This window comes from Moraxella sp. Pampa (genome assembly GCF_035181385.1).
Taxonomy (GTDB): Bacteria; Pseudomonadota; Gammaproteobacteria; order Pseudomonadales; family Moraxellaceae; genus Moraxella.
Genome location: NZ_JAXCJK010000001.1, coordinates 867,932 through 888,577 on the forward strand (window position 1 = coordinate 867,932; position 20,646 = coordinate 888,577).

23 protein-coding genes are annotated in these 20,646 nt (G+C 40.9%); 7 read left to right on the forward strand and 16 right to left on the reverse strand.

Features of this window, described 5'->3' with window-relative positions; translation table 11 throughout:
* Positions 1 to 52: 52 nt before the first annotated feature.
* From R0123_RS04200 to R0123_RS04255, 12 genes are all read right to left on the reverse strand, one after another.
* Positions 53 to 1,741 carry an ATP-binding protein gene (locus R0123_RS04200; protein WP_323841638.1) on the reverse strand — a complete coding sequence of 563 codons (1,689 nt, stop codon included), beginning with the start codon at positions 1,739 to 1,741 and terminating at the stop codon, positions 53 to 55.
* Positions 1,742 to 1,796: 55 nt separating this feature from the next.
* Positions 1,797 to 2,525, reverse strand: coding sequence for a response regulator (locus tag R0123_RS04205; RefSeq protein ID WP_323843200.1), 729 nt, complete (start codon positions 2,523 to 2,525; stop codon positions 1,797 to 1,799).
* Positions 2,526 to 2,568: 43 nt separating this feature from the next.
* Complete coding sequence (locus R0123_RS04210; RefSeq protein ID WP_323841636.1) at positions 2,569 to 2,985, reverse strand: F0F1 ATP synthase subunit epsilon; 417 nt, start codon at positions 2,983 to 2,985, stop codon at positions 2,569 to 2,571.
* Positions 2,986 to 3,085: 100 nt separating this feature from the next.
* Positions 3,086 to 4,510, reverse strand: a complete 1,425-nt coding sequence (atpD, locus tag R0123_RS04215) for a F0F1 ATP synthase subunit beta (protein WP_323841634.1) — start codon at positions 4,508 to 4,510, stop codon at positions 3,086 to 3,088.
* A 27-nt stretch (positions 4,511 to 4,537) separates the two neighbouring features.
* Positions 4,538 to 5,410, reverse strand: coding sequence for a F0F1 ATP synthase subunit gamma (gene atpG, locus R0123_RS04220; RefSeq protein ID WP_323843201.1), 873 nt, complete (start codon positions 5,408 to 5,410; stop codon positions 4,538 to 4,540).
* 71 nt (positions 5,411 to 5,481) lie between these two features.
* A complete protein-coding gene (gene atpA / locus R0123_RS04225) occupies positions 5,482 to 7,026 on the reverse strand; it encodes a F0F1 ATP synthase subunit alpha (RefSeq protein ID WP_323843202.1) in 1,545 nt (514 codons plus the stop codon).
* A gap of 33 nt (positions 7,027 to 7,059) precedes the next feature.
* Entirely contained in the window at positions 7,060 to 7,608 is a 549-nt protein-coding gene (locus tag R0123_RS04230; RefSeq protein WP_323841631.1) for a F0F1 ATP synthase subunit delta, read from the reverse strand.
* 12 nt (positions 7,609 to 7,620) lie between these two features.
* Positions 7,621 to 8,091: a F0F1 ATP synthase subunit B gene (locus R0123_RS04235; protein ID WP_323841630.1), complete on the reverse strand. Its 471-nt coding sequence runs from the start codon at positions 8,089 to 8,091 to the stop codon at positions 7,621 to 7,623.
* A gap of 114 nt (positions 8,092 to 8,205) precedes the next feature.
* Entirely contained in the window at positions 8,206 to 8,451 is a 246-nt protein-coding gene (atpE, locus tag R0123_RS04240; RefSeq protein ID WP_323841629.1) for a F0F1 ATP synthase subunit C, read from the reverse strand.
* 48 nt (positions 8,452 to 8,499) lie between these two features.
* Positions 8,500 to 9,369: a F0F1 ATP synthase subunit A gene (gene atpB, locus R0123_RS04245; RefSeq protein ID WP_323841861.1), complete on the reverse strand. Its 870-nt coding sequence runs from the start codon at positions 9,367 to 9,369 to the stop codon at positions 8,500 to 8,502.
* 474 nt (positions 9,370 to 9,843) lie between these two features.
* Entirely contained in the window at positions 9,844 to 10,242 is a 399-nt protein-coding gene (locus tag R0123_RS04250) for an ATP synthase subunit I (protein ID WP_323841628.1), read from the reverse strand.
* Positions 10,243 to 10,590: 348 nt separating this feature from the next.
* Positions 10,591 to 11,472, reverse strand: a complete 882-nt coding sequence (locus R0123_RS04255; protein ID WP_323841627.1) for a metal ABC transporter substrate-binding protein — start codon at positions 11,470 to 11,472, stop codon at positions 10,591 to 10,593.
* Between the two features lie 332 nt (positions 11,473 to 11,804).
* Between R0123_RS04255 and R0123_RS04260 the strand changes: the two genes are divergently transcribed.
* From R0123_RS04260 to gluQRS, 6 genes are all read left to right on the forward strand, one after another.
* A complete protein-coding gene (locus R0123_RS04260) occupies positions 11,805 to 12,317 on the forward strand; it encodes a transcriptional repressor (protein WP_323841626.1) in 513 nt (170 codons plus the stop codon).
* Positions 12,304 to 13,062 carry a metal ABC transporter ATP-binding protein gene (locus R0123_RS04265; RefSeq protein WP_323843243.1) on the forward strand — a complete coding sequence of 253 codons (759 nt, stop codon included), beginning with the start codon at positions 12,304 to 12,306 and terminating at the stop codon, positions 13,060 to 13,062. The genes R0123_RS04260 and R0123_RS04265 overlap by 14 nt, the downstream gene beginning before the upstream one ends.
* Positions 13,059 to 13,859, forward strand: coding sequence for a metal ABC transporter permease (locus tag R0123_RS04270; RefSeq protein WP_323843203.1), 801 nt, complete (start codon positions 13,059 to 13,061; stop codon positions 13,857 to 13,859). Before R0123_RS04265 ends, R0123_RS04270 begins: the two co-directional genes overlap by 4 nt.
* A 7-nt stretch (positions 13,860 to 13,866) precedes the next feature.
* Positions 13,867 to 14,697 carry a metallophosphoesterase gene (locus R0123_RS04275; RefSeq protein ID WP_323841624.1) on the forward strand — a complete coding sequence of 277 codons (831 nt, stop codon included), beginning with the start codon at positions 13,867 to 13,869 and terminating at the stop codon, positions 14,695 to 14,697.
* Positions 14,698 to 14,955: 258 nt separating this feature from the next.
* The gene (dksA, locus tag R0123_RS04280; protein WP_323841623.1) at positions 14,956 to 15,369 is read left to right on the forward strand and encodes an RNA polymerase-binding protein DksA; all 414 of its coding nucleotides are present in this window, start codon (positions 14,956 to 14,958) and stop codon (positions 15,367 to 15,369) included.
* Positions 15,369 to 16,397, forward strand: coding sequence for a tRNA glutamyl-Q(34) synthetase GluQRS (gene gluQRS / locus R0123_RS04285; RefSeq protein WP_323843204.1), 1,029 nt, complete (start codon positions 15,369 to 15,371; stop codon positions 16,395 to 16,397). The genes dksA and gluQRS overlap by 1 nt, the downstream gene beginning before the upstream one ends.
* A gap of 111 nt (positions 16,398 to 16,508) precedes the next feature.
* Here the strand turns inward: gluQRS and ftsW are convergent, their stop codons facing one another.
* Entirely contained in the window at positions 16,509 to 17,672 is a 1,164-nt protein-coding gene (gene ftsW, locus R0123_RS04290) for a putative lipid II flippase FtsW (RefSeq protein WP_323841621.1), read from the reverse strand.
* Positions 17,673 to 17,852: 180 nt separating this feature from the next.
* Positions 17,853 to 19,259, reverse strand: coding sequence for a UDP-N-acetylmuramoyl-L-alanine--D-glutamate ligase (gene murD / locus R0123_RS04295; protein ID WP_323843205.1), 1,407 nt, complete (start codon positions 19,257 to 19,259; stop codon positions 17,853 to 17,855).
* Between the two features lie 132 nt (positions 19,260 to 19,391).
* On the opposite strand from murD, the gene R0123_RS04300 reads away from it, so the two are divergent.
* Complete coding sequence (locus R0123_RS04300; RefSeq protein ID WP_323841619.1) at positions 19,392 to 19,730, forward strand: P-II family nitrogen regulator; 339 nt, start codon at positions 19,392 to 19,394, stop codon at positions 19,728 to 19,730.
* Positions 19,731 to 19,803: 73 nt separating this feature from the next.
* Here the strand turns inward: R0123_RS04300 and R0123_RS04305 are convergent, their stop codons facing one another.
* The gene (locus R0123_RS04305; RefSeq protein ID WP_323841618.1) at positions 19,804 to 20,205 is read right to left on the reverse strand and encodes a DUF2147 domain-containing protein; all 402 of its coding nucleotides are present in this window, start codon (positions 20,203 to 20,205) and stop codon (positions 19,804 to 19,806) included.
* 184 nt (positions 20,206 to 20,389) lie between these two features.
* On the reverse strand, positions 20,390 to 20,635 hold the full coding sequence (locus tag R0123_RS04310; RefSeq protein ID WP_323841617.1) for a hypothetical protein: 246 nt from the start codon (positions 20,633 to 20,635) through the stop codon (positions 20,390 to 20,392).
* Positions 20,636 to 20,646 lie beyond the last annotated feature (11 nt).

Sequence of the window (20,646 nt, forward strand, 5' to 3'; positions counted from 1 at the left end):
ATTCTTGATGGGTCAAACACAATCAGTCGATTGGTTTTTATTGCTAAACTCATTAATATGACTGACCAGCCACAATCTTATCCGCTTTGGCCTGAGTCAGCTCATCAGCAGCGATGGTAACACCTGCTTGCTTGGCAGGCCAGTCCATGATGAATCGTGCACCTTTTAAAGAAGGGCTTTCATCAACTTTTAGATCAGCACTAAACCAAAAGGCAATGCGTGAGACAATAGATAAACCCAAACCATAACCGCCTGATGCACGAGTACGGCTGTCATCCAAGCGTGCAAATGGCACGAAAATTTTCTTGCGATCTTCTTGTTTAATTCCCTGTCCATCATCTTCTACGCTTACAAAAGCACGACCCTTAACCACTCCTGCACTGATTAAAATCGTGCTTTTGGCATAACGCATGGCATTGCCAACTAAATTTTGCACCACACGATGCAGATAACGCCTATCTGCCATCGCTTGTGCTTTAGAAGATGACAGTTGAATTTGTATCTCAATTTCTTTGCCAAGTGCGTTGGTCTCTCGTCTAATTTGCTCAATCAGACCCTCTAAATTCACCATCTCCCAATCCATCTTTGGTGCACCTTCTTCAAGCTTGGCATATGTCAAAATCTCATCAATCAGCTCGTTTAAAGCCTCAATATCTTCATCGATATATTTTTTTTGGCATTGCCTAGACTCATAATCATCGTCATCAGCCAGCATATCCACCGCAAAACGAATGCGTGCCACAGGTGTTCTTAGTTCATGGGATACTGCACGCGTCAGCTCACGCTGTGCTTCAATCAACCGCTTAATGTGTCGAGTCATGACATTAAATGTTGATGACAACTGAGAAATATCATCATGCCCCACGACCTGAACCTGAGTATTAAAATCACCTTGCGTTACTCGGTTCACCCCTGCTTGCAGCAGCTGTAAACGACGCTCAAGCGGAAATATCAGACCATACACACCAAGACTGACCAACAAAATGCAAATCAGGACCATACTGACAATAAGATTCAGCGGAAACCAATTAAACAAATCCACAGGACCAATGACAATCACCTCATCATCATTTTCCGTTGCCATTACCAGTGTAATTAATGAATTTTGAGCACTGTTGCCATCTTTATACAAGATAACAGGTTCATCTCTACGAAGGCGTGCAATTTGACCAGGGTCAATACCAAGAGATTCGATATGCTTAATCTCAATTGGATAGGTGAATTTTTGACTTAAAAATTGCAAGCGTTTTTCTTTGGCCGATACAGTTGGATAATAAAACAAATCATCAAACAAAAATATTGTCAAAGCTCGCACTTGACGCTCATTAATCTGCGAAATTTTGACAGTAATCAGGTTATTTTCGTTGGGGATGCGATGGTAAATGGTCGATTCTTTAGTCGCTGGGTTATAGCGGACAACGGTTTCATCATGGTTGATACGACGAATTTCCCGACCCTTAAAATCCACCATATGCATAGGCACAACAGTGAATGTCTCACCAAACAAACGGCTAGCATCAGATAACCAATACTGACGGCGATCTTCCTGCTGGTGTGCCAAACCTTGGCTTATGAGATGAAATACGCCCGTAGAAATTTTTTCACGGTAAGATTGCAGTCGCTCTTGATTGATGGAGTCAACAAGCAAATAGGTAAAAAACGCCACCGCCAGACAAACAAGCAAAAGCCCTGCATAAATACGAAAAAAAATACTACGCTCAGTTATGGAAGTCAGTGCCATAATAAAAATCACCCTCATAAAATAAAAGCCAGCAATCGCCAGCTTTTATTTTTAATCAGTTACCTTCCTTGACGAATAAATAGCCCTTACTACGAACCGTCTTAATGCGTTTTGGATTTTCTGGATCATCACCAATTTTTGGGCGAATGCGAGAAATTCTCACATCAATCGAGCGGTCTTGACCATCATATTCAATGCCACGCAGACGCTCAAAGATATCCTCACGAGACAAGATTCGACCAGAATTTGAAGCAAGCAACCAAAGTAAGTCATACTCAGCACTGGTAAAGTCTACCAACTCACCATGTAATGTTACTGAACGACCGCCATTATCAATCACCAAATCACCAAACTCCAAACGCTGTGGCGAATCTGCAGAAGGAGCTGTCTCAGAGCGACGAAGTAACGCACGAATACGAGCCAGCAATACCCTTGGTTGTACGGGCTTTGGCACATAATCATCTGCACCCATTTCAAGACCTAGCACCTGATCCATGTCTTCTGTACGAGCAGTTAGCATCAAGATTGGGTTTTGATAATGTGGGCGTACCTCACGACAAACTGTCAAACCATCCGATCCTGGCAACATCACATCAAGCACCACCAAATCTGGCTGCTCACTAATGATACGACGAATCGCACGAGTACCATCCATCTCAATGGCAACATCTAAGCCATTTCGTCTAAGATAGTCTTGAGTCAGTACTGCCAATCGTTCATCATCTTCAACAATGAGAATTTTTGGAATGTCTACTTTATCTAAATTTGGTGTCGTTGTCGTCATGAATTATCCTTAGGCATCATAAGATGGCTTGGAAATGCACTGTTTAGGCACGGTTTTTATATTTTTGAATGGTTTGTAGCTGTGCCACAGACTCAGCCAATGCCGCCAATGCTGCATTTGTTTGAACAGTATTATTTTGATTGGCAAGCAACTGTTCAGCATTGCGGCGAGCTTCAGCGATTTTTACTTCATCTAAATCATGTGCACGCTCTGCAGAGTCTGCAAGCACAGTTACAAGGTGGGGCTGCACTTCTAGAACACCGCCAGAAACATAAATGACTTCATCGGCACCCTCTGCGTTTTTAAGATGCAGTGCACCTGGTTTTAGCAAAGTAATCAATGGTGTGTGTCCTGCAAGGATACCCAGTTCACCATCATGACCTGCCGCCACCAACATATTGATGTCACCAGCATACAACTCTTCACGAGCACTTACCACTCGACATTTAAAAGTTGCCATTATACTCTCCTAATATTAAGTTTAACGGTAACAACCGCCATAATGGACGATTATTACCGACTAACACTCAAATATAGCTCATTTAAACATCATTAAAAACTTATGCAGTTTGTAGCTTCTCAGCTTTGGCAATTGCCTCATCAATACCACCAACCATATAAAAAGCTTGTTCTGGTAAATGATCATACTCGCCTTCAATGATTGATTTAAAACCAGCAATCGTATCACGAAGTGCCACATACTTACCTGGCGCACCTGTAAATACTTCGGCAACATGGAATGGCTGAGATAAGAAACGCTGTATCTTACGGGCACGATAAACAACCATCTTATCTTCTTCCGACAATTCATCCATACCCAAAATGGCAATAATGTCTTTAAGTTCTTTATAGCGTTGCAACACTTCTTGCACACCACGAGCAACATTATAATGTTCCTCACCAATAACTTGTGGATCAAGTTGGCGAGAAGTTGAGTCTAGTGGGTCAACCGCAGGATAGATACCTTGCGATGCAATATCACGACTCAATACAACAGTTGCATCCAAATGCGCAAAAGTCGTTGCAGGCGATGGGTCGGTCAAGTCATCTGCAGGAACATAAACGGCCTGTACAGAAGTAATAGAACCTGATTGAGTAGAAGTAATACGCTCTTGCAATGCACCCATCTCTTCTGCTAATGTTGGCTGATAACCTACCGCAGAAGGCATACGACCTAAAAGTGCTGATACTTCAGTACCTGCCAGCGTATAACGATAAATGTTGTCCACAAACAATAGAACATCACGACCTTTACCAGTAGCCTCATCTTTTTCATCACGGAAATATTCCGCCATAGTAAGACCTGTCAATGCAACACGCAAGCGGTTTCCTGGTGGCTCATTCATCTGACCATAAACCATCGCTACTTTTGACTTCGTGAAGTCTTCGGTGTTAACAACACCTGCTTCTTGCATCTCGTGATAAAAGTCATTACCCTCACGAGTACGCTCACCCACACCAGCAAATACCGACAAACCTGAATGCTTCAGGGCAATATTGTTAATAAGCTCCATCATATTAACAGTCTTGCCAACACCTGCACCGCCAAACAAACCAACTTTACCACCCTTAGCAAATGGACATAACAAGTCAATTACTTTAATGCCTGTTTCTAAAAGTTCGGTTGAGTTTGATTGCTCGTCATAGCTTGGTGCATCACGATGAATTGACCACTTTTCAGCGGCATTCACAGGACCAGCCTCATCAATTGGGCGACCCAATACATCCATGATACGACCCAAAGTCGCTTGACCAACAGGCACAGAAATCGGTGCACCGGTGTTAGATACTGACAGGCCACGCTTTAAGCCTTCAGTTGAACCCATAGCAATGGTACGCACCACACCATCACCCAATTGCTGCTGCACTTCTAATGTTGTTTCGGTACCATCAACTTGTAGTGCGTCAAAAATTTGTGGCACCTGACCACGGCTAAACTCAACATCGATTACCGCGCCAATAATCTGCACAATACGACCGCTCATTGCGTTCTCCTATAATTCATTGTTCGGCTAAGAAACAGCGGCAGCACCGCCAACGATTTCCGAGATCTCTCGGGTAATCGCCGCTTGACGCAGCTTGTTATAAACCAACTGTAAATCTTTAATTAAATTGCCAGCGTTATCCGTTGCAGCCTTCATTGCTACCATACGAGCTGATTGTTCAGAAGCGATATTTTCAAGCACCGCTTGATATACAATAGACTCAATATAGCGTACCATCAGACTGTCAATCAAAGTTTTGGTTTCTGGCTCATAAATGTAGTCCCAGCTATGTGCTGCAGCCATGTCATCATCAAATGCACCATCTGGCAATGGAACAAGTTGAGTAATCGAAGGCTTTTGCGTCATGGCATTGATAAATTGATTGTACACCAAATAAATACGATCCAAACGACCTTCGCTATAATCATTTAGCATCACTTGGACTGGTGTGCTAAGTTGTTCGTAACTTGGACTGTCGCCATAGTTTGTCAGAACTGAACTTACTTTACCACCAAAGTTTTTGAAAAAATTAACACCTTTTGAACCAATGGCTGCAAATTCGATTTCAACAGATTGATCCTGATATTGCTTTACCGATTTTAGAAGATTTTTGAATAAATTAATATTCAAACCACCTGCCAAACCACGATCTGATGTAACAACAATAAAGCCCACACGATTGACAGGGCGACTCACCATATATGGATGTTTATAATCCGACTGCGCCTGTACCAAATGCGTAATTACTCGGGACATACTTTCAGCATAAGGTCGCCCCATTTCCATACGCTCTTGTGCTCGACGCATTTTACTGGCAGCCACCATTTGCATTGCACGGGTAATCTTCTGAGTGCTTTTAATGCTGGTTACTTTTGCACGTATTTCTTTTAAGCTTGCCATAGTTGTTCCAATACTGGACTTATTTTTAATAAGGTTTGGTGTGCTAAATTATTAGCACACCGTATTTCTAATTAGTAGCTTGTCGATGCTTTGAACGATTCAATAGCTACTTTTAAACGACTTTCAATATCATCGTTATAATTTGCAGTTTGATCAATCTCATCCATCAGGGCACTTTGTTCAGCACGCAAATTGCGAAGCAACGCTTCCTCAAATGCACCAATTTTTTCGACAGGTACATCTGCTAAATAACCTTCATTGGAAGCGTAAATCACTGCCGCCTGATCTGCAATAGACATTGGTGCATACTGTTTTTGTTTCATTAGCTCAGTAACACGCTCACCATGCTCAAGTTGCTGCTTGGTTGCATCATCAAGGTCAGAGGCAAACTGGGCAAACGCCGCCAATTCACGATACTGAGCCAAAGCCGTACGAATACCGCCAGAGAGCTTTTTAATGATTTTAGTTTGTGCCGCACCGCCAACACGAGATACCGAGATACCAGCATTCACTGCAGGACGGATACCTGAGTTGAACAAGTTGGATTCAAGGAAAATCTGACCATCAGTAATTGAAATCACATTGGTAGGTACGAATGCTGACACATCGCCCGCTTGAGTTTCAATGATTGGTAATGCAGTTAATGAGCCAGTTTTACCTTTTACCTCACCATTGGTAAACGCTTCTACATAGTCAGCATTCACACGAGACGCACGCTCTAATAAGCGAGAATGTAGATAGAATACATCGCCTGGATATGCTTCACGCCCTGGTGGGCGGCGTAGCAATAGTGAAATTTGACGATAAGCAACCGCTTGTTTAGATAAGTCATCATAAACAATCAAAGCATCTTCACCACGATCACGGAAGTATTCACCCATCGTACAGCCAGAATATGGAGCAATATATTGTAGAGCAGCAGGCTCAGATGCTGATGCAACAACAACGGTAGTGTATGCCAATGCACCAGTTTCTTCTAACTTGCGTACCACATTAGCAATGGTCGAGCGTTTTTGACCAATGGCAACATACACACACTTAATACCAGAGTGTTTTTGTGCAATGATCGCATCAATTGCTAATGCTGTTTTACCAGTTTGACGGTCGCCAATGATAAGCTCACGCTGACCACGACCAATAGGAATCATGGTATCAACTGCTTTATAACCAGTCATCACAGGCTCATCAACTGATTGACGAGCGATAACGCCTGGAGCGATTTTTTCAACCTTATCAGTTAGTTTTGCGTTAATCGGACCCTTGCCGTCAATTGGGTTACCCAATGCGTCAACGACACGACCTAGCAATTCAGGACCAACTGGAACTTCCAAGATACGACCTGTGCAATAGGCTTTTTGACCCTCTTGCAGGCTTAGGTAGTCACCTAGGACAACCGCACCTACCGAGTCTTGTTCAAGGTTTAATGCCATACCATAAACATTACCCTCAAACTCGATCATCTCACCATACATGGCTTCTTCTAAACCATGAATCTGCACAATACCATCCGAGACACTGACGATTACGCCTTCAGTTTTTGCAGTTGCGCTTATGTCAAGGTCTTGAATACGCTGCTTAATCAGATTGCTGATTTCAGCTGGATTCAATTGTTGCATTGCCTTGTTTCCTTTAAAATATCAAGCTGCTTACTAAGCAGTCAGTTGGGTCTTTAATTGTTGTAACTTGCCACGCACCGAGCCATCGGTAAACTTATCACCCACTTTGATTGTTGCACCACCCAAAAGTTCTGGGTCAATTGCTTCATGTAAAATGACAATCGAACCTGTCGAGATTGCAAGACGCTCTTGCAAAACTTCACGCTGAGATTCAGTTAGAGGGTAGGCTGAGGTAATATAAGCATCAACCTGTTTTAGCTCTTGTGATTTTAACTTGCTGTAATGAGTATGGATTTCAGGCAATAAAGCCAGTCTATCATGCTCTGATAATTGCTTGGTAAAATTAACCAATGCGTCAGAAATTTGAACTGCCGTTTTTGAAGCATAAACATCATTTAAGACGACAGTTTTTTGCTCTGCAGAAATGGCTGGATTGCTTAGCAATGAAGAAAATAAATCATCACACACAATACTGCTTGCAACCAATAAGAAGTTTTCCCACTCATTAATTGCATTATGCTCTTTAGCATAGTCAAACGCCGCTTTGGCATAAGGTCGTGCTAAGGTAGATAGTTCAGCCATGATTTCCCCTAATTACAGCTTAGCTGCAAGCTGGTTTAGCATGTCAGCATGTTCTTGTTCATTGACTTTGCTTTGCAAAATCTTTTCTGCACCAAGGACTGCCAAATCGGCAACTTGCAAACGAAGTTGTTCACGAGTTTGAGCAACTTCTTGCTCAACAGCTGTATGAGCCTGAGCAATGATGCGTTCACTCTCTAAGCGCGCTTGAACCTTTGCGTCTTCAATCATTTGATTGGCGGTTTTATTTGCACGCTCAATAATAGAAGCAGCCTCATTTTTTGCAGCAACAAATTCTTGTTCCATTTGTTGCTCAGCAGAAGCCAGATCTGCCTTGGCTTTTTCGGCGGCACTTAAGCCTTCCTCAATTTTTCTTTGGCGCTCATTGATGACGCCGATCAGTGGTGGCCATACGAATTTCATGCAGAACCACACAAAAATCGCAAAGCTAATTAACTGACCAAGAAGTGTAGCATTAATATTCATCCAATCACCTCGTTGTTAGTGAAAGTCAGGTGATAGCCACTTCTAGACCGCTTCATTAATAATCAATGTATCAATGTTGCGACCAGAAATGGACATTAAACTGACAGTTTCAGCTTATGCGAATGGGTTGGCGAATAGAAGTAGCATGGCAATACCAACACCGATCATTGGTACAGCATCAAGAAGACCTGCTACGATGAACATTTTGGTTTGAAGTTGCGAACCTAATTCTGGTTGGCGAGCGGTACTCTCTAGGAACTTACCACCTAGTAAAGCAAAACCAATACCTGTACCCAAAGCACCTAGACCGATTAAAAGAGCTGCTGCAAGTTGAGCATATTGAGCAATTACTGGATCCATGATGTCTCCTTAAGACTAAAAAAATTAAAGTTGGAAAATTTTTAAAAATCAATGTTCTGATATTTGAGAGATGAGTGATAGATAAACTATCGTCAACATCATAAACACGAACGCCTGTAAAGTAATAACTAAAATATGGAATATTGCCCATGGCACTGATAGTGCCCACTGAATCCAAAATGGCATCAGGGCAATCAAAATAAAGATAAGCTCACCTGCATACATATTACCAAACAAACGAAGGCCTAGTGAAATTGGCTTTGCAACCAAAGTAACAATTTCAAGAACTAAGTTTATAGGGATAAGTAATGCTTGTAGAACTGGATTTTTTACACTAAATGGATGTAGAGTAAATTCTGCGATAAAACCACCAATGCCTTTATATTTAAGACCAAATCCAATGATTAGCATAAATACACCAAGTGCCATACCAAGTGTGATATTTGGATCTGTCGTTGGAACAATCTTGAAATAAACATGGTGTGGATCATGACCCATTATCCCACCGACTTTTTGTGCAAGCACTGGGATCCAATCCACAGGGATTAAATCCAACAAGTTCATCAAGAATACCCAAACAAAAATTGTCAAGGATAGCGGCGCAATAAGTTTTGAAGGGCCGTTATAAGATTCACGCACACTATTGTCAACAAAGTCTACAATCATCTCAACGAAAGCTTGTAGCTTGCTTGGTACACCTGAAGTTGCCTTACGCGCCACCAACCAAAATAGTGCACAAAAAAAGATACCCAAGCCGATAGACCACAGCATTGAGTCCAAATGAATGGCCTTAAAGCCCATTTCTGCGGCTTCTGCGGCATCATGAGCCACCTTCCAACCATGTTCTGGGTGGTAACCAAAAGTCCAATTGGTTAAGTGGTGAGCAATATAACTTGAAGATGTCTGTTCGGCTGCCATAATAAGCTTCTTATTTTTTAAGTCAAACAAAAAGATTCGGTGGTAAACACCCAATCAGAACAAAAGTTCGTAATATAAACATAGCAAACATCAAAGATGCTTAATGCCATTAAGCCATGCCTGTCTAAATTTAAGATACCATCTATAATTCCTATGATTCATTTTCTCTAATAAATCAATGAATATAGAACTATTGCTATTGTCTTAGCAAATCAATAACAATGGTCGTATCAAAAAAAACTGCATTCATATCTAACTGACTATCTTACTTTACTCAAAGCCATATGTAAAGAGTAAATGTGAATTTTCTTACCGAAATTTTACAATTCAAGCCAATTTCACTCGTTTTATTAATAGAAATCAGCTTGAATTGTAAAAAATTAACGAATAATAATCTTGGGGCAAATCAGTGGATAATATGCTGGCTTTTTACAAAACCGTCAAAAGCAATGATTTATCCTGTATCGCCTGCCGTCAGCGTATTTTAAGCACAACAAGCGAATGCGACAATTGCATAATCAGATAACCCAACACAACGACAGCAGCATTAATCGGCTTGGCATAAATAAAAATCATTGCAAAGCCTATCAAAGTGATGAGCCATTTAAGTACCTGCCCAAAATACATATTTAGCATGATTTGTTGGCGTAATTTTGCACCTGTTACACGATAAGCCATCAGTGTAAAAGTGCTTTGAGCGATGAAATTTAATAACGCCCCAGTCGCCACGCTTTTGGTGATAAGACGATCAGTCATACCTACCATCGCCTCGCAGACAGCAACTACAGCCACCACAAACAGCAAGCATATCGCCTGTCGTTTCTGGGCATTACAGACCCGCTGCTTTTGATTACGCTTTGCTGGTTGGCTCATTTGCATATCATTCTTTTACTGCTCTTTTTTGACATTATTGTGAACTTTGATTAAAAAAATCAACAAAAGAATAAGTCAATTTAGCAAATCAAATACAAATTAAAAATATGAATATATGAACAAAAACACACATAAAAACAGGCAAGTCTTTAAATTTTATATTCATAAATATTTGTATTATAAAAAGTTTTATCGATGATGGCAATAGGAATCATACGCCATTTTAGCAAAAAATCCTTAAATATTTTAAATCCTTAAATCCTTAAATCCTTAAATATTTTTTGACTTAATATTTTTTGATAAAGAGCCTATCTTAAAATCACATCATCGGCTTTTATTAAATACTCATTATGATTTTAACGGTGCCTTAATGCAGTTTTGAATATCAGCAACAAGAGACAACCAAGCATTCACAAAATCCTCGCCATCACTCATGTCTTCTTGACGAACAACCACATTGACATCACCCAATTTTTTCACAATACCCTCAGAAACCTTGCCTTGCGATGCGATGCACATATGGGCATTTGGGCGGGTCTTATTCAGGTGAATGATTTGCTTTACCTTGGGTGCCAAATGATGATCAGGTGTTAAGGCACCTGCAAAAGCAAGATTTGCAGACCTTTCAAGATATTGAAAAGCATCATGATAAGCCCAATAAGGTAAGGTTGTGTTATCTGATCGAACTTGAGCGACTGCTTCATCCATGCGTTTTTCAAAGTTTTTTGCATTTTGCTCATAGAGTGACTTTTTGTCAGGATTGGCATAAGAATGCACCACGCTAAGTGCACGCACAATGGCTTTGGCATTTTCAGGTTCAAGCCAAATATGCACATCAAAACTGCCTTGTTGTGCCAGACCATCAATATGACGCATAGGCAAACGCTCAAAAGCATTAAAATCAAACAATGAAATCGCATTTGGTGCAGTAGCCAGCGAGTTCACCAAATTTTGCTCCAAAAGACCGCCAAACCAGACCACATAATCACTATCACCAATCAATTTTTTAGCACTTGGACTAAGCTCGCCATGATGCCCAACATCACCTGCACCGAGCAACACTTGAGCAGATTCATCACCTGCGGTAACGGCATTAGAAAGCAATAATAAAGGGTAGTTGCTCACGGTAACCATGCCTGCATTTGCCATCATCGCACCCATCATTAATACAGATGCCATGCCCATTTTAATGACTTTACCACAATCCCTAAAAGTAAATTTAAAATTCATAAACCATTTCCAAAAGCACAACTTAAAAATAAAAAATAGCATTTTTTAATAAACCAAAAGAATACAAACCGCATCTTTGACTATCTAATTAGCTTCAACACCACTCAATAAATTAAAAAGCAAACATGGGTATTTTGCTACATTATAACATTTGTAACTTTAAAAATGTATTTTTTAATGCGGTGATTGATGATTTTTTTAAATACAAAAAAGTATTTTTCAATAGAGAAAAAGGGTCATTATAAGGTATAATACATTTTGTCAGTATCATTTTTAATGATGCTTACTCACTAAATAATCATTCATCTGACCTAATTAAAAAACATACCACCATGACAACAACCACACAAAACACCTGTGCTTGCGATCACCACCACAATGTTCACCACCATGATGTCAAAAAACGCATTGACGAGGCTAGGGTTCATTGCCAGGCTCGTGGCATGCGTTTTACACCGTTGCGTGAAGAGGTATATTCTTTGATTTTAACATCGGACAAACCCATAGGTGCATATGATTTAATCAGTGCTTTACAGTTATCACGCCAACAAAACGGTATCATCAACAAAAATATCGCACCACCTACCATCTATCGTTCACTTGATTTTTTATTGAGCGAAGGTTTGATTCATCAATTAAGCTCTTTAAACGCCTATGTGCCATGTTGCCACCCACGCTCCAAGCACGCAGCCGCATTTTTGATTTGCAAATCTTGCCATGCAGTTGAAGAATGTAGCAATCTACCAGTTGATGGCATCATGAATTTTGCCAAAGATGATGCAAAATTTAACATAGAATACACCATCATTGAATTAAAAGGCGTTTGTCGTGATTGCCAAGAATGAACCCATATTAAGCCTACATGATATCAATCATCAAATCGGTGATACGGTCATTTTAAATGACATATCGCTGGATTTATATTTTGGTGAGATGGTAAGTCTTATTGGCCCAAATGGTGCAGGCAAATCCACCTTGGTTAAACTCATTTTAGGCCTATTAAAACCCACTTCTGGACAGATTCACACAAATGCTGTAACACTTGGCTATGTACCACAGCGTTTTAGCGTGCCTGAAATTTTACCGTTACGCGTTCAAGATTTGCTCAGCCAAACAAACTCAAAGCGACTAACCTTTGAACAAAAGGCGTTCATTCTAGATAGTCTATCCATCAAGCCACTTGCTCACAAACAAATGGCATATCTATCAGGTGGAGAGACTCAGCGTGTACTACTGGCCAGAGCATTACTAGATAAGCCAGACCTTTTAATTTTAGATGAACCGATGCAAGGGCTTGATCCAGACACTGAAAGCTGGCTGTACCATTTTATTGATGAGCTGCCTGATTTTTTGGCATGTACAATGCTGGTTGTATCGCATGATTTGCATTGGGTAATGAAGGGCTCAAAACGGGTCATCTGCCTAAACAAACATATCTGCTGCCAAGGCGTGCCAAGCGAGATTGCTCATACCCCTGAATTTAGTCGCCTGTTTGGTCATTTTCAGCCTTACATACATCATCACGACCATTGCCAGCATACTGACAATTGCCATCATGGCCATGACTACATATACAGGAATACACGATGAATGAATGGTTGCCAATCATTGCCCCTGCATGGATAGCAGGCTCACTGCTTGCATTATTGTCCGCACCACTTGGTTGCTTGGTACTGTGGCGACGCATGGCATTTTTTGCTGATACTTTGGCACATGGTGCATTGCTTGGCGTAGCTCTTGCAGTTTGGCTCAATCTACCTACTGATATTGGCATCGGTCTGGTGAGTGTGTTGGTCGTCATCACTCTTATTTTTATGAACAATAAAAAACTGCCCAACGATGCCACGCTGTCCATTACAGCTGCTACTTTATTATGCCTTGGGCTACTCACACTAACTCAGCTTACTCAACAGCAAGCAAATGTGTTGGGTTTTTTGTTTGGCAGTCTGCTAGATATGGACTGGGGTGATTTACCTAGACTGGCAGCGTTGGTAGCAGCAGGTGGGGTGTTTTTGGTTTGGATTTGGGACAAACAAGTCAAACTTGCTACATCGGAAGCCTTGGCACGCATTTCAGGCATCAACCCCTTACAGCAGCGGATTTTTTTTATGGGTTTATTGGCGGGATTTTGTGCCGTTGCCTTGCAGGCCGTTGGTAGCCTACTGATCAGTGGACTACTTATCCTACCCGCTCTAAGTGCTCGCCTGCTTGCGGTATCACCTAGGCAGATGGTTGCCATCGCCATGATTTTGGGGCAAGTTGGCATAACAGTAGGCGTTTGGGGAAGTGTTTGGCTTGATGTACAAACGGGACTTGCCATTGTAATGACCTTAGCCTTGGTCTTTTTTACCTTATTTGGCTTTCATAAATTGAGCAAAAAAGATTAACTTAAAAATGGCTGATCAGTCAAAAAGTGATTCACCAAAAACCATGAACCTGACTCACACCCAAGATACCTTTAAAATTGCTCAAATCAGCGACTTACATTTATCAAATCCAAAAAGTTTTGATGATTTTTTACAAGTGCTAGACTTGGCATTATCGCATTCACCAAACCTACTGATTTTAACAGGTGATTTGGTGAACGATGGAAAAAAACATGGCTATGATTGGTTGTTTGACACCCTTGACAAGACACGCATTCCTTATTTGTGCATGGCAGGCAATCATGATGTAGCGCACGAAATTGGGCATCACCTACCCTTTCATGAACGAACTTTCTTACCCATAGACCCAGATTTACGATTGCCCAATCATCAACGCCTAATCATACAAATGCCTAGTACAACTTGGCAAATTTTGACATTAAATTCTGCAATCAGCGGGCAAATTCACGGCAAGATTTCGGCAGACAGCTTGCAATTTTTAAGACATCATTTATCAAATGATTTATTGAAAAATTTGCCCACCATCATCGCCCTACACCATCACCCCCGCTCTGTTGGTTCAGCATGGATTGATGAGCATATGCTAATCAATTACAATGAATTTTGGCAAACGCTTGCAGGTTTTGATAATATTAAGGCCATATTATGCGGTCATGTACACCAAGCACACACCATTCATTTTCAAGGCAAAACACTCCTAACCTGCCCTGCAACAAGTCGACAATTTGCCCCCCATCAAGATGATTTTGCCATTGACCATGTTTCTTCAGGATTTCGACTGATACAAATTTGCAACAAAAAAACGCTAGCAACTTGGGTAAAAAGAACCCAAAATTAACAACCAACTCATCAAAAATCAACTAAAAAATTGTAAACACACGCAATAATTGCCTAAAATGCTTGTAAAAGTCAACATATTTTGGCAAACTATGAAAATTTTTAAACTCGATGCCCAAGCTCCATCAATTGAGCATCTTTTTTTACAAATCACCAAATCTTTAATTTGTATTTTGTCTTAATGTTTGGTGATACTGTTAATTGTATCATCATCACCCAAGTCGCCGTTTATGGTGCATTTTCAAGGATAAATCAGCACATGACCACTCAGACTTTCTTGCCTTATGAGCCAGCCAAAGATGAAGAGTATATGTCAGAGCAACAGCTGGCACATTTCCGTGCTCTGTTACTTGCATGGAAAGAAGAGCTTGTGTCAGAAGCAGAACGCACCAAAGATTACATTAACGAAGAGACAGGTGCCATGGCAGACATCAACGATCGTGCCACTCAAGAAGAGGAATTTGCATTGGCACTGCGTACACGAGACCGTGAACGCAAATTGATTCGCAAAATTGACAAATCCATCGCTGAAATCGAAACAGGTGATTATGGCTACTGCGAAACTTGCGGTACAGAAATTGGGTTAAAACGCTTAGAGGCTCGTCTAACCGCCACACAATGCATTGACTGCAAAACACTTTCTGAAATGAAAGAAAAGCAGAACTTGGGCTAATGACGGATAAAACAACAAGCCCTCGCCCTGTTATTGGGCGATTTGCACCATCGCCAACAGGACACCTACACTTAGGCTCGCTCACAACTGCTGTGGCGAGTTTTTGTCACATCAAGTCGCTTGGTGGTCGCTGGTTGGTTCGTATGGAAGATGTGGATTTTGAACGCTGCAAGCCAAAATATAGCACATCTATCTTGCAAGATTTGGAAAGTCTAGGGCTATATTGGGACGATGAGGTCATTTTTCAGTCAGACAGACTGGCAATCTATGATGACTTTATTGAAACCATCAAGCCTTTGACTTATGCCTGCCGATGCTCACGCAAACAAATTAGCCAATATTTTGGCGATCACCCAAAAAGCAAAGTAGCGCCAGTGATTTTTAGTGATGTACTAAGACAAATGAATGCTGTTGAGGGCTTAAATACACCCCCAATTTACCCCAGATTGTGCTTGCACAGTCATCATAAAAGACAGCATTTGGACAGTAAAATTCGCCTAAGCCTGCCTGATGTACTGAGCGGATTTTATGATGGCATTCAAGGTGTCATTTGGGACAATCCCGCCAAAAGCCTAGGAGATGTTGTCATCAAACGCCAAAATGATATGGTCAATTACATCTTTGCGTGTGCTATTGATGATGGATTACAAAACATCAGTCATATCATGCGTGGACTTGATATCATGCCAATGACCACAGCCCAGCTCACCATCAATCATGCTGCACACCTACCTATTGCCGATTACTTTTATCACCTACCGCTACTGCATAATCAGAATGGACAAAAACTCTCCAAACAAAACCTTGCTAAGCCCATCAAACAATCCTGCCCAAACAACCTACTTATTCACGCCCTGACCTTATTAAAACAGCCCATCGCCGATGACATGGCAGATGGTACAGTTGGTGAAATTTTAGATTTCGCCATCAAGCATTGGGACAATCAACCCCTCACCCACCAGCATAGTCTTGGGACAATCAATGATTCACGCCAAGATACAATAACACCTGACTTAAACAACTTTTAATACCAAAAATTTTAATCCCAAAAAAAACTTGATATCGAACAAAAAACCGCCTAACTTAGCGGTTTTTTATGGCAATGATAATAATGGCAAGATAGTATTACAGTTTAACAATCAATAATCACGACTTTGCCCCATGCGTTCAATATGAACGCTTTCTTTATCAACTTTTAAAATCAAGCCAACCATCATCATACTAACCAACAATGCTGAGCCTCCATAGCTATAAAATGGCAAAGTTAAGCCTTTGGTTGGCAACATTCCCATGTTCATGCCCGCATTGATGAATACCTGCCCAAAAATCAGCGAAGCAAACCCCATAACCATATAACTGAGACGCAGCTGACGGCGTTTGAGTGTAGCATAGCTGATAATAACGATGCAAAGCACTATGAGCGCCTCTAAAATCAGCACGAATGCCACACCAAAAAAACCCAACTCCTCACCTGTAATCGCCAAGATAAAATCGGTATGTGCTTCTGGTAAATGAGACAGCTTTTGCACACTATCGCCATACCCCACACCTGTCAGCTGTCCACGACCAAAGGCAATCAAGCTACGAGACAGCTGAAAATCGCTACCTCTAATATCATCAAATGGATCCCAAAAAGACAACAAACGCTCACGACGATAGTCTGCAAGAAAAATACCCAATATACCAATAATCAGCGTGATCACAAAAATCACCACATAATCTTTGAGTGGTGAACCACCAATCCACGCAATGACCAGTAAAGTTGCCATAATCACTGCAGTTGAGCCATAGTCTGGCTGAGATATTAATAACAATAAAATCGGCAAATACCAAACAAACAGTCGCCAGCCTGTAAAAATACTGCCACGCATATCCGCAGACCGTCGCACGACATATTCTGATGCCACCATCACCATCACCATCTTGGCAAGTTCTGCCGCCTGCAAGCTAAAACCACCAATACTCAGCCAACGCTTTGAGCCGTTGATTGGTGTGGCAAAAAGAAAAGTCAAAAATAAAAGTATCAGAACAATCAGCCAAAGTAGCAAAATATTACTTATTTTACAATAAATTTTTAGGGGCAAATGATATACAACAAAAGCTGAGATTAAACCAATACTGATATATAGCAGTTGTGACCAAAAAAATTTCATAGGATACATTCCCTTGGTTAGAGCAAAGGGAATGGATGCTGATGCAATCATAAGTAGGCTTAATGACAACAACAGCCCCAAGCACACAATCAGGGTTGTACGCGCTGAAGGCAAATTAAGTATGGATAATTTTTGAAAAAATGCAGGCATGGATTTTATATCTAAGCAAATCAAAGTTATTATTATAAACGACTTTTGGGCGAATCGTAGAAAAATTCATTCAATTTCAATATTATTTAGCACAATATTTTAACCAATCGTTCAAATCGCCAACAAAGTATTGTACACAAAATAAAAAACCACCTAAAAGATGGTTTTTTGACACTCATATCATGGCTTTGCCAGTGCGTTTACCATCGCTACAAATTTATCCCCGCGATCGCCATAGCTGGCAAACTGATCAAAACTGGCACACGCAGGTGATAGCAAAACTGCCTTTGCCGCACCTTGGCTAGCCAAGTCAACTGCTTGCTGCATATTGCCCGCATGGTGAGTGCGATTGACAAGTGATGGTCTGGTAAATAGCCCCTGCTCAATTGCTGGTGCATCTGCACCAATTAAATACACAGAATGAGCATATTTTTCAACCGCCTCGCCAAGCTCACTAAAATCTTGACCCTTACCCAAGCCCCCTAAAATGATGGCAAGTGACTGCTCGCCATATACCGAACCCAGCCCATCAATAGCAGCCAGAGTCGAGCCAATGTTTGTGCCCTTTGAATCATTAAAATAAGCCCGACCCGCTACTTGGTTGATATATTCACAACGATGCGGCAAACCCTTAAAGGTCTTTAGAGAATTTAGCATACTTGGCATATCCAGCCCAACTGATTTACCAAGTGCCAATGCAGATAATGCGTTTAGCAAATTATGCCTACCCTTAATGAGTAATTGACCATCAGACATCAAATGCTGGCCATGATGGCATAGCCAAATTTCATCATCTTTCTTAATCAAACAAAAGTCTGCATGACAGTCACAATTAAGCATGCCACTTGTTGTGATGATAGCAGCGTTTGTTTCACCTTTATCAGCCAGCATATTTTGGCAAGCTTCTTTTAAGTCGGCATCATCATCATAAATGACCACCGCCTGTGCATCTTCAAAAATTCGTAATTTTTGTGCCAAATAACCTTTCATACTGCCATGACGATCAAGGTGATCGGGCGAGATATTTAAAATGGTCGCAACATTTGCACCCAAATCACTGATATGTTCAAGCTGAAAACTTGACAGTTCAAGTATGACAATTTCCATATCATCTATGTCAAGCAGTTCAAGTGCTGGTGTGCCAATATTGCCACCAACACCGACAATTTTGCCCGCTGATTTTGCCATCTCGCCTACCAGCGTGGTTACGGTAGATTTGGCATTTGAACCTGTAATGGCAACTATCGGCGTATTCTTACCAGTTTTTTCATCACGCTCACGCAAAGCATCAACAAACAGCTGAACATCGCTCACCACAGGTATGCCAGCTGATTTTGCAGCAACGATGGCAACATGGCGAGGGTCCACACCTGGACTGATGATGATCTTATCTGCCAAGAGTAGGATTTTGCCATCAATACTGCCAAAAAATACCTCTACCTCTTTTGGCAATTTGGGAGCAAGGCTGGGGGCAGGCTGTTCGTCCACCACCACAACACGATGTCCATTTGTCAGCAAAAAATTCACCGCCGACAATCCAGAGCTTCCAAGCCCCACCACCACATACAACTTTGCCTGTTCTGTCATGATCACACTCCCAATCTAACTTATCTCAATATTGTAGCAGAATTTCACACAATGAACATTGAATTTTTATGGTATTTGGCGGTATAATTGAACCAACCATTAACAAAACCAAGCCACCGCCAAGGACATTTCATGAAATTAATTTCGGCAATCATAAAACCATTTAAACTAGACGATGTGCGTGAGTCACTCTCAGAGATTGGCATTAATGGCATCACCATTACTGAAATTAAAGGTTTTGGCCGTCAAAAAGGTCATACTGAGATGTATCGTGGTGCCGAATATGTGGTAGATTTCTTACCAAAAATTAAAATAGAAATTGCCTGTAGCGATGAGATGGTTGAATCTATCATCGAAGCCATCATTAAAGCTGCCAATACAGGCAAGATTGGTGATGGTAAGATTTTTGTTACACCACTTGAAAATGTCATTCGCATTCGTACAGGCGAGATGGACGAAGATGCTTTATGATTGATTTTATAAAAAATACTCAGCCAAATTGACTGAGTATTTTTTTATGAACTAAGCGTGGGTTAAGAAAATATCATTTCTTTTTCCAAACTTGAGTTTTGCCAATAATTGTCTTTGTAAATGGCACTTTATAACCACCTTTAAGGGTCAGTGAATCACCATTTAATGTTGCACTCATGGTGTATTCCTTACCATCTCTTGGGTCAGTAATTGTACCACCGCTGTATTTGCCATCACCTTGGGCTTTTAGACCGTTAATGACAACCACTTTATCTTCAGCGTATTTTTTAGCTTTAGGGGTGATGCCCTCTGTAACCACACCAGTGAACGCACCACCTTTTTCAGTGATGGTAACAACAGCTTTTGGCTTGCCGTCTTCTTGCATCACCCACTCCCCTAGAAGAGGATCATTAGCAAAAGCAGCACCAGCAATGGTAAGTGTGGCTGTCGCAACAAGTAATTTAACCAGTTTCATAAGAATTCTCCTAAAATCCTAAAATAATATCATAAACCTAAAAACCAACTTGTTAGCTAACAAATCAAATTCATTATAACCAAGCCAAAAATCAAAATCAAACATTAAATGCACTAACTTGCGTTATTTTTGTTATGATTTTAGGCAATGTGCGTATGTTTTTGTTATTTAGGTTAAATATTGATCAGGCAAAGGGGTTGTCCATCGTATCTATATGATTTGGCGATGGCTTATTTTTGAGCAAATTTGATGGCTGCTCTAAGGTCTGCACAAGATTTTTAGCAAAATCATACAACGCTTTTGCATGCAAAACCCCCACTTCGTCCACACCAATCTCAACATCGCCATGAATGACCACACTGCCTAAATTATTCTCAATGGTTAAATTACCAATCGTCAGCACTTCGTGGTCATTTTGAAAAATATCCATAAAACCTCCAA